Below are 15,424 nucleotides of genomic sequence, written 5' to 3' on the forward strand. Positions count from 1 at the left end.
GATGGCCGAGTCCTGCCCGGCCCGGCGCAACCGCTGCCGGGACGCGCCCGGCAGCCTGTCGTCGCGGCGCGTTTCGAGCCACGCCGGGAAACCCGGCCTGCTGGCTCAGCGCGCGATCCCGCCTGCCGCCAGCACCGCGAGCGTCACGAGCTCGCTCGCGGTCGAGGTCATCGGCGCGATCTGGACCGATTTCTCCATGCCCACCAGCATCGGACCGATCACCGCATCACCGCCGAGCTCGCGCAACAGCTTGGCCGAGATATTGGCCGACTGCAGCCCCGGCATGATCAGCACGTTGGCCGGCCCCGACAGCCGCGCGAACGGGTAGTTCGCGAGCTGCTTGGGGTTGAGCGCCACGTCGGGGGCCATTTCGCCCTCATATTCGAACCCGACCTGACGCGAGTCGAGCACGCCGACCGCGGCGCGGATATTCTCGAGCCAATTGCCCTCCGGATTGCCGAAGGTCGAATAGCTGAGGAACGCGACGCGCGGCTCATGGCCCATGCGGCGTGCGACCAGCGCAGTCTGCTCGGCAATGTCGGCGAGTTCCTCGGCCGACGGACGCTCGTTGATCGTCGTGTCCGCCATGAAGACGGTGTGGCTCTGCCCGACCATCAGATGGATGCCGAACGGAATCTGCCCCTCGGCCGGATCGATCACGCGGCGGACTTCGCGCATCGTGTGCGCATAGGTGCGGGTGATGCCGGTGATCATCGCATCCGCCTCGCCGAGCTGGAGCAGCACCGCGCCGAAGATGTTGCGATCCTGGTTGATCATCCGCTCGCAATCGCGCCGCAGATAGCCGCGCCGCTGGAGCCGGTTGTACAGGAAATCGACCATCCGCGGCACGAGCGGCGAATTGCGGCTGTTGTGAAGCTCGTAGCTGTCGGGATCGGCGACGCCGAGCGAGCGCAGCCGGTCCGGCACGTCGTCGCGCCCGACCAGCACCGGCGTGCCATAGCCGCCATCCTTGAACGCGATCGCCGCGCGGAGCACGACTTCCTCTTCGCCTTCGGCGAACAGCACGCGCTTGGGATGCGCCTTGGCGCCCTCATAGGCGAGCGTCAGAACCGACGTCGTCGGGTTGAGCCGCGCCCGCAGTTTGTCGCGATACGCTTCGAGGTCGAGGATCGGCTTGGTCGCCACGCCCGAATCCATCGCCGCCTTGGCGACCGCGACGGGGATGATCTCCATCAGCCGCGGATCGAACGGCGTCGGGATGATATATTCGGGGCCGAAGGTGTGGTGCACGCCGTACGCGACCGCGACTTCCTCGGGCACCTGCTGGCGCGCGAGTGCGGCGAGCGCGCGCGCGGCAGCGAGCTTCATCTCGTCGTTGATCGTCGTCGCGCGCACGTCGAGCGCGCCGCGGAAGATGAACGGGAAGCACAGGACATTGTTGACCTGATTGGGGAAGTCCGAACGCCCGGTCGCGATGATGGCATCGGGTCGCGCCGCCTTGGCTTCGGGCGGGGTGATCTCGGGATCGGGATTGGCCATCGCGAAGATGATCGGTTTGGGCGCCATCTTCATCAGTTCGTGCGCGGGCAGCGCGCCCGCCGCCGACACGCCGATGAACACGTCGGCGCCGTCGAGCGCCTCGGCGCGGGTCCGCTTGGTCGTGTTGACGGCGTGCGCCGACTGCCACTGGTTGATGTCCGCGCGGCCCTGGTAGATCACCCCGCCCAGGTCGATCATCGTCAGATGGTCGCTCGGCAGGCCCATCGTCTTGATCAGCTCGGCGCAGGCGATCGCCGCCGCGCCCGCGCCGTTCATCACGACCTTGGTGGTCTTGATGTCGCGGCCGGTAAGGAACAGCGCGTTGATCAGGCCCGCCGCGCAGATGATCGCGGTGCCGTGCTGGTCGTCATGGAACACCGGGATGTTCATCCTGGCGCGCAGCGTCTGCTCGATGATGAAGCATTCGGGCGACTTGATGTCCTCGAGGTTGATGCCGCCGAAGCTCGGCTCCATCAGCTCGATCGCGTCGATCAGCCGGTCGGGGTCCTCGGTCTTGAGTTCGATGTCGATCGCGTCGACGTCGGCGAAGCGTTTGAACAGGACCGCCTTGCCCTCCATCACCGGCTTGGACGCGAGCGCGCCGAGATTGCCCAGCCCGAGGATCGCGGTGCCATTGGAGATGACCGCGACGAGGTTGCCCTTGGCGGTATAGTCGTACGCAAGGCTCGGATCGGCGGCGATCGCCAGAACGGGAACCGCGACGCCGGGCGAATAGGCGAGCGCGAGGTCGCGCTGCGTCGCCATCGGCTTGGAGGCGATGATCTCGATCTTGCCGGGGCGTCCCTCCGAGTGGAACAACAGCGCTTCGCGCTCGGAAAACTGGACGTTCGATTCTTCGGACATGGGGGACGCACTCCTGATTGGGGCAGCCTTAAGCAGACTTTGGCTGGATGGGAACGCCTCTAGTCGACGCTACGGCTGTCGAAGGCGGCGCGCGCCGCGGTGATCCGGTCGACATTCTGCGCCGCCCACGCCCACACCCCGCAGAAGGCCTCGGCCAGCGTGAGTCCGAGATCGGTCAGGCGGTATTCGACCTTGGGCGGGATCACCGGATGAATCGTACGGATCACCAGCCCGTCCCGCTCCATCTGGCGGAGCGTATGGGTGAGCATCTTCTGGCTGATCCCTTCGACCAGCTGCGCGATCCGCGAGAAACGCAGTTCGCCGTGCTCGGTCAGCACTTCCAGCGTGATCATCGTCCATTTGTCCGCGACGCGCCCGATCACCTCGGTGACGAGCGCCTCGATCCGGGGGTCGAGGTCTTGCGGATAGTCATGCGAGACGGCCACTCGGTTTCCTCTCGGTAAGTACCATACATTGCGGTGCCTACTTTCCGTTGGAGAGTACACGTCATATTTGCGGCTGGCCAATCGGGGGCAGGAGAAGCAGCATGAAGATGACCGACAACACCATTCTCATCACCGGCGGCGGGTCGGGCATCGGCCGGGCGCTCGCCGAACAGTTTCACGCACGCGGCAACCACGTCATCGTCGCCGGGCGCAGGGCGGAACCGCTGGAGGCGCTGGCGCGCGACCTGCCGGGGATCGCGACCGCCTTGCTCGACGTCGCGGACGCAGCCGACATCACCCGCTTTGCGGCGCGGATCGTCGCCGATCATCCGGCGCTCAACGTCGTGGTCCACAATGCCGGGATCATGCGGCCCGAGAACATGGCGGCCGAGCGCTATGACCTCGCCGACGCCGAGGCGATGATCGCGACCAACCTGCTCGGCCCGATCCGGCTGACCGCCGCGCTGCTCCCACAGCTGCGCAAACAGGCGGATGCGGCGATCCTGACGGTGTCGTCGGGGCTGGCGTTCGTGCCGCTGGTCGTCACGCCGACCTATTCCGCGACCAAGGCGGCAATCCACAGCTGGTCGCAGTCGCTGCGGTCGCAGGTGGCAGGACTCGGGATCGACGTGATCGAGATCGCGCCGCCTGCGGTCGCGACCGACCTGATGCCGGGACAGGCGACCAACCCCAATTCGATGCCGCTCGATGCCTATATCGCGGAAACGATGGCGCTGCTCGAGGCGAACCCGACGGGGCCGGAGAATACCGTCGAGCGCGTCAAGTTCCTGCGCGATGCGGAGCGCGCGGGGCGGTACGATGCGGTGTTCGGGATGCTCAACGGCGCGCATTGAGGATGCGGCCGGGGTGACGGGACAAGCCCCCCGGAAACGGATAACGCCGCGGCGGTTTCCTTTCCCCGATCGGGGCGGTATCGCACCGGGATGGCGCCTCCGCAGACCCCCACGTCCCCTTCCGCCGCCCCCACGCCGATGATGGCGCAATATCTCGCGCTCAAGGCGGAGGCGGCGGATTGCCTGTTGTTCTACCGGATGGGCGACTTCTTCGAACTGTTCTTCGACGACGCCAAGATCGCCGCCGCCTGCCTCGACATCGCGCTGACCGCGCGCGGCGAGCATCACGGCGTACCGATCCCGATGTGCGGCGTGCCGGTCCATGCCGCCGACGGCTATCTCGCGCGGCTGATCAAGGCCGGGCACCGCGTCGCGATCGCCGAGCAGACCGAAAGCCCCGCCGAGGCCAAGAAGCGTAGCGGTAAGACATTGGTTTCACGTGCAATTGTCCGGCTGGTGACAGCGGGCACGCTGACCGAGGAAGCTTTGCTCGACGCGCGCACCGCCAATTGGTGCGTCGCGATCGGCGAGGCGGGCGGCGGAGTCGCGATCGCCGCCGCCGATATCTCGACCGGCCGGTTCGAGCTGATCGCCTGCGACGCCGCCGGGCTGGGCGCCGAGATCGCCCGCCTCGCCCCCGCCGAGACGATCGTGTGCGACGATAGCCACTTTGCCGATCTCGCCACGATGCTCCGCCCGCGCGCCGAGTTCGACAGCGCGCGTGGCGAGGCGCGGCTCAAGGCGCTCTACGCGGTCGCGACGCTCGACGGGTTCGGGCAGTTCGACCGCGCCGCGCTATCGGCGGCGGGGGGCCTCGTCGCCTATCTCGACCATACCGCCAAGGGCGCGATGCCGTTCCTCCGCCCGCCCCGGCTCGGTGCGAGCGCACAGCACATGGCGATCGACGCCGCGACGCGCGAGAGCCTCGAACTGACCCAGACCACCACCGGCGTCCGCAAGGGCAGTCTGCTCGATTCGATCGACCGGACCGTCACTGCGGCGGGCGCGCGGCTGCTCGGCGCGGACATCGGCGCACCGCTGATGGCGCGCGGCCCGATCGAAGCGCGGCTCGATCTGGTCGCGTTGCTGACCCATGACGGGGGATTGCGCGAGTCGCTTCGGGGGACGCTCCGCAGCATGGCGGATATCGGCCGCGCGCTCGGGCGGCTCGCTGCGGGGCGCGGTTCGCCGCGCGATCTCGGACAGTTGCGCGACGGGCTCGACGGCGCATGGCGGCTCGGCGAGCGGCTAGGCACGATTGCCGCGCCCCCGGCATTGCTCACCGACCTTGCCCCGCGCCTGCGCGGACACGGCGCGCTGATCGACTTGCTGACGCGCGCGCTGGTCCCCGCGCCACCGATCGATTCGTCGGACGGCGGCTATATCGCGGCAGGCTATGACGCCGCGCTCGACGATCTGCGCGATGCGGGCGCGGGCGGGCGACGTGCAATTGCCGCGCTCGAGGCGGACTTCCGCGCCCGTACCGGGGTGGCGCAGCTCAAGATCCGCCACAACGGCGTGCTCGGCTATCATATCGAAGTGCCGGCGCGGTCGGCGGACGGACTGATGAAGCCCGACAGCGGCTTCATCCACCGCCAGACGATGGCGGGCGCGGTGCGCTTCAACGCGCCCGAGCTCCACGAGGTCGCGGCCAAGGTGACGCAGGCGGGCGCCCATGCGCTTGCGGCGGAAGCGGCGCATCTCGAGGATCTCGTCGCCGCCGCGCTCGACCGGCGCGAGGCGATCGCCGCAACCGCCGATGCGCTCGCGCGGCTCGACGTCGCGGCGGCGCTCGCCGAGCGCGGTTGCGAAGGCGGCTGGGCGCGCCCCGAGCTGGTCGACCACGCCTGTTTCGACATTACCGGCGGGCGTCACCCGGTGGTCGAGGATGCGCTCGCGAAACGCGGCGAGCGGTTCGTCGCCAATGACTGCCGCCTGTCGGAGGATTCGCGGCTGTGGCTTGTCACCGGGCCGAACATGGGTGGCAAGTCGACCTTCCTGCGCCAGAACGCTGCGATCGCGGTGCTCGCGCAGGCGGGGAGCTTCGTCCCCGCGACCGCCGCGACCTTGGGGCTGGTCGACCGGCTGTTCAGCCGGGTCGGCGCATCGGACAATCTGGCGCGCGGCCGCTCGACCTTCATGGTCGAGATGGTCGAGACCGCCGCGATCCTCGCGCAGGCGACGCCGCGCAGCTTCGTCATCCTCGACGAGGTCGGGCGGGGGACATCGACCTACGACGGGCTCGCGATTGCCTGGGCGGTGGTCGAGGCGATCCATGACGACAATCGCTGCCGCTGCCTGTTCGCGACGCATTATCACGAGCTGACCCGGCTGGCGGAGCGGTGCGAGGCGCTGACGCTCCACCACGTCCGCGCGCGCGAATGGAAGGGCGAGCTGGTGCTGTTGCACGAAGTGTCCGAGGGGCCGGCGGACCGCTCCTACGGGCTGGCGGTGGCGCGGCTCGCGGGGTTGCCGCCGGTGACGATCGCGCGCGCCAAGGCGGTGCTCGCGAAGCTGGAAGCGGGGCGCGCGAAGACCGGCGGGCTGGCGGCGGGGCTCGACGACCTGCCGCTGTTCGCCGCCGCGATCGAGGCGGAGGAAGAGGAATGCGACGCGATCCGCGCCGAGGTCGAGGCGCTCGATGTGGATGCGCTAACGCCGCGCGAGGCGCTGGAGACGCTGTACCGGTTGAAGGGGTTGGCGCGGGGGTAGCGTTCTCCCCCAGTCGCTTCCCCGGCGAAGGCCGGGGCCCAGTTACGGGCGTTTTGCCAAAGGGGCGCAGCGCGCGACCACTCGGCGTTCCGCTCCTGGGCCCCGGCCTTCGCCGGGGAAGCGCCCTTATGGAAGCCGCCCGCCTTACCCACCGGGGCAATTCACCCCCGCGCCACCACGGTATAGGTCATCTCGCGCCGCACCTCGAACCCGAGCACACGATACAACCCCACCGCAGGATTGTCCCCGTAGCTATGCAGGAACACCCCCTCCCCGCGCTCCAGCAGCGGTACGAGCACAGCTTCCATCAACGCCCGCGCGAAGCCCTGCCCGCGATGATCCGGATGCGTGCACACCGCGCTGATCTCGCTGAACCCCGGCACCTTCATCCGCTCGCCCGCCATCGCGACCAGCCGCCCGCCGCGCCGCACGCCGATATAGCCCCCCTGCAGATGCGTCTTCGCGAAGAACGGCCCCGGCGCGGTGAGCGTCGCAAGGTCGAGCATTTCGCCAGCATCGGCATCCCCCAGCGGCACGATCTCCACCGCGCGGGCGGCGCGGTTCAGCCGGGTCGCAACCATCTGGTTCAGCCGCCGCTCCGACACCACGACTGTCCCGGGAAGCGGCGCCGCCGCGCCGACGCCAAGCAGTCCGAGCGTCCCGCCCTCCGCTATCAACCCGGCAAGCGCGTCCAACGCCTCGGGCGACTCATCCGCCGCGGCGCCGAACAGGTTGACGTCGGGCCTGAACCGCACCGCGCGCGAATCCCCAAGCGCGAGCGCGGCATGGCGTCCGGTCAGACTATGCCAGATTGGTCGGTCGAGCGGGGTGTCGGAGCGCGTATCGGTCATGCCACTCCCTGACCACCCAGGGTCCGCGGCCGCATCCCACGCCTTGCTCCCAAACATGCGCGCCCGGTCACGCCGACCCGATCGTCAGCACCGCATCCCCGATCGGCACGGTATCGTGCAGCAACCGCAGATCGAGATGCGTCGTGCCATTGTCGTCGCTGATGACGTCGACGAACTCATGGTCGACCAGGATCGTCTCGCGCCCATAGCGTTTGCCCCCCAGCGACTGGCTTGCCAGCAGCGTGTCGATCCCGCTCACCGACAGCGTCAGGATGAATCGCTCGGTACCGTTGGCGAGCGCGTCCAGCACCGGGCTGTCGTCGTCCAGGATATGCACCAGCGTCCACGCCAGCCCGAGCATCGGGTTCTGGTTCCGTACCAGGGGCAGTTCCGTCATCCGCCGGAAGGTACGGCCATCCCCGACATGAACCAGCTCGAGCCAGCTCATCTGCGCGGTCGCATCCGCCAGCGGGCGCGAGCGTTTCGACGCGATCCGCGCCATCAATGCACGCTTGCCCTGATAGCGCCCGATCACCGCGACGTCGCTGAAGATCAGGCTCTCGCGCGGACGGGCGAAGCGCGCAAAGATCAGCCCGGTGATCGTCGCGGAAAAGAACAGCCCGATCAGGATCTCGACCGCGGCGATCGCATGGCCCAGCCGGGTCACCGGTGCCATCACGCCATAGCCGACCGTCCCCAGCGTATCGACCGAGAAGAAGAAGCCGTCGACCACCGACCCCGGCGCCATCGTCCCGATCGCACCGGGAAGCAGCGCGTAGATCGTCCCGAACACCAGGTTGATCGCGACGAAGCTCGCCGAGACGAGCGCGATGAACCACGGCCAGCTCATCTCCATCACCCAGTAATAGAGATCGTCATAGGGCGACGGCGCGCCGGTCTTCACCGCGGGAAACCCGCCCAACTGGACGATCTGGCGACGCGGATGTCTGGTCATGTCGATCAGCCTTGGCGAAGCGCGCAAGTCCGTCAAGCCGCGTGACGTTCCCCGGCGCACACCCTATCTAGCGGGAATGCCCCCCCGTTTTGAATCTCTGCCGCAACGGCGTTCGATCATCGACCGCCGCACCGTCGCCGATGCCCTCGCCGCGCTGGAGGGCGACCGTACCGCGCTCCGCGCCGCCGCGACGCTGCTGCTCAAACAGGCGCTCGACGCTGGTCGCGCGGAGATCGGGCGGCGACTGGTCGAGCATCCCTCGCGTGGGCTCGAGGCCGCGGCTGGCCAGGCGTTCCTGACCGATCAATTGCTCCGGTTGCTCTATGATTTCACGGTCCAGCGAGTTTACCCGGTCAGCAACCCCACCGCTGCTGAGCGGATCACGATCATCGCGGTCGGCGGCTACGGCCGCGGCGAGATGGCGCCCTATTCGGACATCGACGTCGGGTTTCTCACCCCGGGCAAGCAGCCGCCCTGGGCCGAGCAGGTGATCGAGACGATGCTCTATGCACTGTGGGACCTGGGGCTGAAAATCGGGCACAGCAGCCGGTCGCTCGACGAAATGGTGCGGCAGGCGAAGAGCGACGTGACGATCCGCACCGCCTTGCTGGAGGCGCGCTACGTGTGGGGCGACCAGCCGCTGTACGACGAGGCCGCGCATCGCTTCAAGGCGGAGGTCCAGGCCGATACCGCGCGCCAGTTCATCGCGGACAAGCTCGCCGAGCGGGACGTGCGGCACCACAAGATGGGCGACACACGCTATGTCGTCGAGCCCAACGTCAAGGAGGCCAAGGGTGGGCTGCGGGACCTGCACACGCTCTTCTGGATCGGCAAATACGCGTATAACGTCACCGAGCCGGGCGAGCTGGTCGAGGCGGGTCTGCTCAGTCGCGACGAATATCGCCAGTTCCACCGCGCCGAGAATTTCCTGTGGGCGGTGCGTTGCCACCTCCACGCGATTTCGGGGCGCGCCGAGGACCGCCTGACTTTCGACCTCCAGCGCGAGATTGCCGAGCGCATGCGCTTCGCCGACCGCCCGGGCAAATCCAAGGTCGAGCGGTTCATGCATTATTACTTCCTCCAGGCGCGCACCGCGGGCGACCTGACGGGGGTGTTCCTCGCGCATCTTGACGAAAAGTTCGCGGCGCGCGGGCGGCGTTTCGGTTTCCCGGTGCTGCGGCGCTCGCCGCGTAAGCTCAACGGCTTTACGCTGGTGCGCGGGCGGCTCGCGCTGCCCTCGGACGATTTCCTGGCGGAGAAGCCGGTCCGGCTGATCGAGCTGTTCGCGCTTGCGGACAAGCATGGGCTCGAGATCCATCCGCTGGCGATGCGCGCGGCGTCGCGCGACGCGAAGCTTGCCGACGAGATCCGGCAGGACCCGACCGCGAACGCGTTGTTCCTCGACGTGCTGACCAGCCGCCGCGACCCTGAGACGGTGCTGCGCTGGATGAACGAGACAGGCGTGTTCGGGCGCTTCGTTCCCGATTTCGGCCGCGTCGTCGCGCAGATGCAGTTCGACATGTATCATCACTACACCGTCGACGAGCATACGATCCGCGCGATCGGGCTGCTCGCGCGGATCGAGCGCGGTGAGCTCGATGCCGATCACCCGCTGTGTGCCGCGCTGCTCAAGCAGATCGTCTCGCGCCGCGCGCTGTATGTCGCGGTATTGTGCCACGATATCGCCAAGGGGCGCGGCGGCGACCATTCGGTGCTGGGCGCCGAAGTGGCCGAACGGCTCGCGCCGCGGCTCGGCCTCAGCCCGGCGGAGACCGAGACGGTCGCCTGGCTGGTGCGCTGGCATTTGCTGATGTCCGCGACCGCCTTCAAGCGCGACCTTTCCGACTTCAAGACGATCCTCGATTTCACCGCCGTCGTTCAAAGTCCCGAGCGGTTGCGGCTATTGCTGGTGCTGACCGTGGTCGACATCCGGGCGGTCGGTCCGGGGGTATGGAACGGCTGGAAACGCCAGTTGCTCGCCGATTTGTACGAATCGGGCGAGGAAGTGCTGCGGCTTGGCCACAAGCAGAAGGGCCGGACCGAACGGATCGCCGCGAAGCAGAGCGCGCTGCGCGAGACGTTGGGGTGGGACGATGCGAGGTTCGGATCGCTCGTCGCGAAACTGCCCGAACCCTATTGGGTCGCCGAGCCCGAGGACGTGATCGCCGACAATGCCGCGCTGATCGCGCAGGCCGGTGAGACCGCCCTTTCGATTGCGGCGCGGGTCTATCCCGAGCGCGGCGCGACGCTGGTGACGGTCTATGCCGCGGATCATCCCGGGTTGTTCTATCGGATCGCAGGTGCGATCAGCATTGCCGGGGGGAACATCATCGACGCGCGGATCCATACGACGCGCGACGGCATGGCGCTCGACAATTTCCTGGTGCAGGATCCGATGGGCCGTCCGTTCGACGAGGCGGGGCAGCTGGTGCGGCTCAAGAAGGCGATCGAGGACGCGCTCGCCAACCGGGTCAAGCTGGTCGAGCGCCTGCTGGCGAAACCGCTGGTGCGGACGCGTGCGGAAGCCTTTCCGATCGCGCCCAACGTATTGATCGATAACAAGGCGTCGAACCGGTTTACCGTCATCGAGGTCAACGCGCGCGACCGGCCGGCGCTGTTGCACCAACTGGCGCACGCGCTGTTCCAGTCGAAGGTGACGATCCATTCGGCGCATGTCGCAACGTACGGCGAGCGCGCGGTCGATACGTTCTATCTTACCGACCTCACGGGCGAGAAGATCGGTGCCGGAAGTCGGTTGCGCACGATCGAGCGCCGTCTGCTAGGTGCTGCGGCGGGGGAGCGGCTGGTGGAGGCAGCGTAGCTTACGATGCGGCCTCCCCAGCGACGGCCGGGGCCCAGTTGCGCAGGTCGTGGTAACAGGCGTTGCGCTTTCAACACCCACCGGTCCTGCTGGGCCCCGGCCTTCGCCGGGGAAGCACATCGGGCGTTACTTCGGCGCGAGGACCATCAGCATCTGACGGCCTTCCATGCGCGGATAGGCCTCGACCTTGGCGGTCTCGGTCACGTCGGCCTGGACGCGCTGGAGCAGCGCCATGCCGAGCTGGCCGTGGCTGAGCTCGCGGCCGCGGAAGCGGAGCGTGATCTTGACCTTGTCGCCTTCGTCGATGAACTCGAGCACCTTCTTCATCTTGGTGTCGTAATCGTGGTCATCGATGTTCGGACGCATCTTGATCTCCTTGATCTCCTGCGTCTTCTGCGACTTGCGCGCTAGGTTCGCCTTTTTCTGCGCCTCGTACTTGAACTTGCCGACATCGAGGAACTTGGCGACGGGCGGATCGGCGTTGGGCGACACCTCGACCAGGTCGAGACCGACCTCGCGCGCCTGCTCCATCGCCTCGCGCGTGTACATCACGCCAAGGTTCTCGCCGTCCTGGTCGATCACGCGGACCTTGGCGGACTGGATGAATTCATTGAAGCGAGGGCCATTCATCGGCGGCGCCTGGCGGTTCATCGGGGGTCGGATAGGTGTAGCTCCTCTGGTCGTTGACGGGTGTATATAGGGGTTTTCGGGGGGAAACGAAAGATGCGGTCGTGCACGACGTGACGATCCGGGCGGGGGGTGGTTTCGCGCTGCGAGACTCCCCTCCCCTTCAGGGGAGGGGCCGGGGGTGGGGCCGTGTCTCACCGAGCGTGGCGCTTGGGACTGCCCCACCCCAACCCCTCCCCTGAAGGGGAGGGGCTAAGAAGGAGCCGGTTACAGGTCCGGGGCCTTGGCGGCTTCGGTCAGCATCGCGATCGCGTCGTCGAGCGTCAGGAATTGCTGCCGCTCGCTGCCCAGCTGGCGCAGCGCGACCTTGCCTTCCTCGGCCTCGCGCTTGCCGACGACGAGCAGGTTCGGAACCTTCGCCAGCGAATGCTCGCGCACCTTGTAGTTGATCTTCTCGTTGCGCAGATCGGTCTCGACCCGGATCCCCGCCGCCTTGAGCTTCTCGGCAACTTCGCGCGCATAATCGTCTGCATCCGACACGATCGTCGCGACCACCGCCTGCACCGGCGACAGCCACAGCGGAAAGCGCCCGGCGTGATGCTCGATCAGGATGCCGATGAAGCGTTCGAACGTCCCCAGGATCGCGCGATGCAGCATGATCGGGCGATGGCGTTCGCCGTCGGCACCAACGTACGATGCGTCGAGTCGCTCGGGCAGCACGCGGTCCGACTGGATCGTGCCGACCTGCCACGTCCGCCCGATCGCGTCGGTCAGGTGGAATTCGAGCTTTGGTGCATAGAACGCGCCCTCGCCCGGCAATTCCTCGAACTTCGCCTTGATCGAGTCGCTGAGGTTGGATCCGAGCACCGCCTTGCGCAGCTCGTCCTCGGACTGGTCCCACATTTCCTCGGTGCCGAACCGCTTCTCGGGCCGCAGCGCCAACTTGACCGCATAATCCTCGAACCCGAGGTCGCGGTAGACGCTGTCGAGCAATTCGCAGAATTGCTGCACCTCGGCGACGAGCTGGTCCTCGCGGACGAAGATATGCGCGTCGTCCTGCGTGAACTGGCGGACGCGCATGATCCCGTGGAGCGCGCCGTGCGGCTCGTTGCGGTGGCAGCAGCCGAATTCGGCCATGCGGATCGGCAGGTCGCGATACGATTTGATCCCCTGGCGGAAAATCAGCACGTGCGCGGGGCAGTTCATCGGCTTCAGCGCCATCAGGTCGGCGGTGCCACTGAACACCGCGGCGTCATCCTCGGTGTTGGGAATCTCGTCGGGCACCACGAACATATTCTCGCGATACTTGCCCCAATGGCCCGACTGCTCCCACTGGCGCGCGTCCATCAGCTGCGGGGTCTTGACCTCGGCATAGCCCGCCGCGTCGAGCCGCCGGCGCATGTACGCCTCGAGCTGCCGCCACAGGATGAAGCCCTTGGGGTGCCAGAAGACCGAGCCCTGCGCCTCGGACTGGAGATGGAACAGATCCATTTCCTGCCCGATCTTGCGGTGGTCGCGCTTGCCCGCTTCCTCGAGCATCGTCAGATGCGCATCGAGCTGCTTCTTGTTGAGCCAGCCGGTGCCGTAGATGCGGCTGAGCATCGCGTTCTTCTGGTCGCCGCGCCAGTAAGCGCCCGACACGCGCGTCAGCTTGAACGCGTTCGGGTCGAGCTTGCCGGTCGAGACCATGTGCGGCCCGCGGCACATGTCGAGCCACTTGCCCTGACGGTAGATCGTCAGTTCCTCGCCGTCGGGAAGCTCGGCGGCCCATTCGGCCTTGAACGTCTCGCCTTGCTGCTGCCACGTCTCGATCAGCTGCTCGCGGCTCCACACTTCGCGGACGAACGGCTCGTTGCGCCCGATGATCGCGCGCATTTCGGCCTCGATCGCGGGCAGGTCGTCGTCGGTGAACGGGCGATCCTTCGGCGCGAAATCGTAATAGAAGCCGTCGTCGGTCGCCGGGCCGAAGGTGATCTGCGTGCCGGGGAACAAATGCTGCACCGCTTCCGCCATGACATGCGCGAGATCGTGGCGCGCGAGTTCGAGCGCATCCGCCTCGTCGCGCGCGGTGACGAGCGCGAGCGCGCTGTCGCCATCGAACGGGCGCATGATGTCGCGCAACTCGCCATCGACGCGCGCGGCGATCGCCGCCTTGGCGAGACCCGGACCGATCGCCGCAGCGATGTCCGCCGGGGTAGTCCCCGGGGCTACCTCGCGGACGGAACCGTCGGGTAGCGAGATGCGGAACAGCGCGGACATGAGGACAGGGTCTTTCCGTGATGGAGGGAAGCCGCGGCTTAAGCCGGGTGCGCCGATATAGGCAAGCGCGCGCGATCCGTCACCCTGTCGTGGAATCGGTGCCCCCGGCACGCGAAAAGGGGCACGCCCGGCGCGCCCCTTCCCGCTATCGGCGCAGCCCTGTCCGTTCAGGCATAGGCGCGACGCGCTGGCTCGACCTGGAACCGGTCCGCCTGCGACGCGAGCTGCACGACCTCATCGGTCAGGTTGCGCGCCGCCGCCGAGGTCTGCTCGACCATCGCCGCATTCTGCTGGGTCGAGGTATCCATTTCATGCACGGCGCTGCTGACTTCGCTGATCGCGCTCGCTTGCGCTGCATTGTCGTTGGCGATCTGCTCGGCAAGGCGTGCCGCCTGCTCGCCCGAGGTCAGGATGACGCCGAACGCGCTGTCGACTTCCTGCACCGCATCCACCGCCGCACCGATGTCGAGGCGGGTCACACTCAACTGGTCCCGCGCGCGCTTGGCCTCTTCCTCCGCGCGCATCGCCAGCGCACTGACGAGATCCGCGACCACCGCGAAGCCGCGTCCGGCATCACCGGCCCGACCCGCTTCCACCGCTGCGTTCATTGCGAGGACGCGGGTCTGGAACGCGATCTTGTCGAGCCCCTCGATCACGTCGTCGATCCCCTTGGCGCTGTCGAGCACACGAGTCATCGCCTGGACCGCGACATCGGTACGCGACCGACCCTCGAGCACTGCGGTCTTTGCCTGCTCGGACGTCTCGACCGACTGCGTCGCGGCGCGCGCTGTCGCCTTCAGCCGCGCATCGACCTGCTGGATCGCAGCGGCGGTCTGCTCAAGGCTCGCCGCGTTGCTTTCGGTCCGGCGCGCAAGGTCGCTCGCGGCCTGCGCGATTTCGCTCGAGCCGGTTTGGATGTTGCCGGTGCTCGACATCACCGAGCCGAGCAGCGTGCGCAAATTCGCAAGCGCCTCGTTGAACGCGGTCTTGAGCGGCTGATACACTGAGGGATAGTCCTCGACGATATCGGCGGTCAGGTCGCAATTCGACATCCGTGCGAAGTTTTCGGACATGCGCTGGACGATCTCGGAATTGCGCTGCGATTCTGCGTTGAGGGCGATCTGCTCCTGCGCGGTCGCGCGAAACGTCTGCATGGCCTTGGTCATCCGTCCGACGCAATCCTTATAGTCGGTAAAGGCGATCGGGGTATCGAGGTCACCCGCCGCAAGCCCCTCCATGCGCACCACCGTCGAGACATAGGGGACGCAGACCGCTTCCCGGAACAGATGCGCCAGAACGGCGCCCACGCCAGTCGCGCCGAGCGCGACCCACAATGCAACCGACGGCGACGCAAGCGCGGTCGCCAGTGTCGTCACGCCCAGCAACGCCACGAAAATTCCGTAAGACACCAACATTTTCATACGGATAGGCGCATCAGCCCGGAACCAGTTCATAAGAAATCCTCACGCTGTTGATGGCGTGCGACGCCACGCTGCCTCCATCATAGAAAGCGGGGTCGCCGGACGCGGCGCGGA

General features: G+C 67.3%; 10 protein-coding genes. 3 read left to right on the forward strand and 7 right to left on the reverse strand.

The window, feature by feature from the left end; translation table 11 throughout:
* Window positions 1–105: 105 nt before the first annotated feature.
* Complete coding sequence (locus L8G49_RS13435; protein ID WP_242138543.1) at window positions 106–2,364, reverse strand: NADP-dependent malic enzyme; 2,259 nt, start codon at window positions 2,362–2,364, stop codon at window positions 106–108.
* 59 nt (window positions 2,365–2,423) lie between these two features.
* Window positions 2,424–2,810, reverse strand: coding sequence for a helix-turn-helix domain-containing protein (locus L8G49_RS13440; RefSeq protein WP_242186324.1), 387 nt, complete (start codon window positions 2,808–2,810; stop codon window positions 2,424–2,426).
* A gap of 101 nt (window positions 2,811–2,911) precedes the next feature.
* Between L8G49_RS13440 and L8G49_RS13445 the strand changes: the two genes are divergently transcribed.
* Window positions 2,912–3,664 carry an SDR family oxidoreductase gene (locus L8G49_RS13445; RefSeq protein ID WP_242186325.1) on the forward strand — a complete coding sequence of 251 codons (753 nt, stop codon included), beginning with the start codon at window positions 2,912–2,914 and terminating at the stop codon, window positions 3,662–3,664.
* Between the two features lie 138 nt (window positions 3,665–3,802).
* Window positions 3,803–6,376 carry a DNA mismatch repair protein MutS gene (mutS, locus tag L8G49_RS13450; RefSeq protein WP_242186393.1) on the forward strand — a complete coding sequence of 858 codons (2,574 nt, stop codon included), beginning with the start codon at window positions 3,803–3,805 and terminating at the stop codon, window positions 6,374–6,376.
* A gap of 161 nt (window positions 6,377–6,537) precedes the next feature.
* On the opposite strand, the gene L8G49_RS13455 is transcribed toward mutS, so the two are convergent.
* Both L8G49_RS13455 and L8G49_RS13460 read right to left on the reverse strand, forming a co-directional pair.
* A complete protein-coding gene (locus L8G49_RS13455; protein ID WP_242186326.1) occupies window positions 6,538–7,227 on the reverse strand; it encodes a GNAT family N-acetyltransferase in 690 nt (229 codons plus the stop codon).
* Window positions 7,228–7,294: 67 nt separating this feature from the next.
* On the reverse strand, window positions 7,295–8,182 hold the full coding sequence (locus tag L8G49_RS13460) for an ion channel (RefSeq protein WP_242138538.1): 888 nt from the start codon (window positions 8,180–8,182) through the stop codon (window positions 7,295–7,297).
* Between the two features lie 76 nt (window positions 8,183–8,258).
* On the opposite strand from L8G49_RS13460, the gene L8G49_RS13465 reads away from it, so the two are divergent.
* Complete coding sequence (locus L8G49_RS13465; RefSeq protein ID WP_242186394.1) at window positions 8,259–11,003, forward strand: [protein-PII] uridylyltransferase; 2,745 nt, start codon at window positions 8,259–8,261, stop codon at window positions 11,001–11,003.
* Between the two features lie 126 nt (window positions 11,004–11,129).
* On the opposite strand, the gene infC is transcribed toward L8G49_RS13465, so the two are convergent.
* From infC to L8G49_RS13480, 3 genes are all read right to left on the reverse strand, one after another.
* A complete protein-coding gene (gene infC / locus L8G49_RS13470; protein ID WP_232283442.1) occupies window positions 11,130–11,633 on the reverse strand; it encodes a translation initiation factor IF-3 in 504 nt (167 codons plus the stop codon).
* Between the two features lie 264 nt (window positions 11,634–11,897).
* Entirely contained in the window at window positions 11,898–13,889 is a 1,992-nt protein-coding gene (thrS, locus tag L8G49_RS13475) for a threonine--tRNA ligase (protein ID WP_242186327.1), read from the reverse strand.
* Between the two features lie 167 nt (window positions 13,890–14,056).
* On the reverse strand, window positions 14,057–15,304 hold the full coding sequence (locus tag L8G49_RS13480; protein WP_242186328.1) for a methyl-accepting chemotaxis protein: 1,248 nt from the start codon (window positions 15,302–15,304) through the stop codon (window positions 14,057–14,059).
* Between the last annotated feature and the right edge of the window lie 120 nt (window positions 15,305–15,424).

This window comes from Sphingomonas sp. CARO-RG-8B-R24-01 (assembly GCF_022662295.1).
GTDB lineage: Bacteria > Pseudomonadota > Alphaproteobacteria > Sphingomonadales > Sphingomonadaceae > Sphingomonas.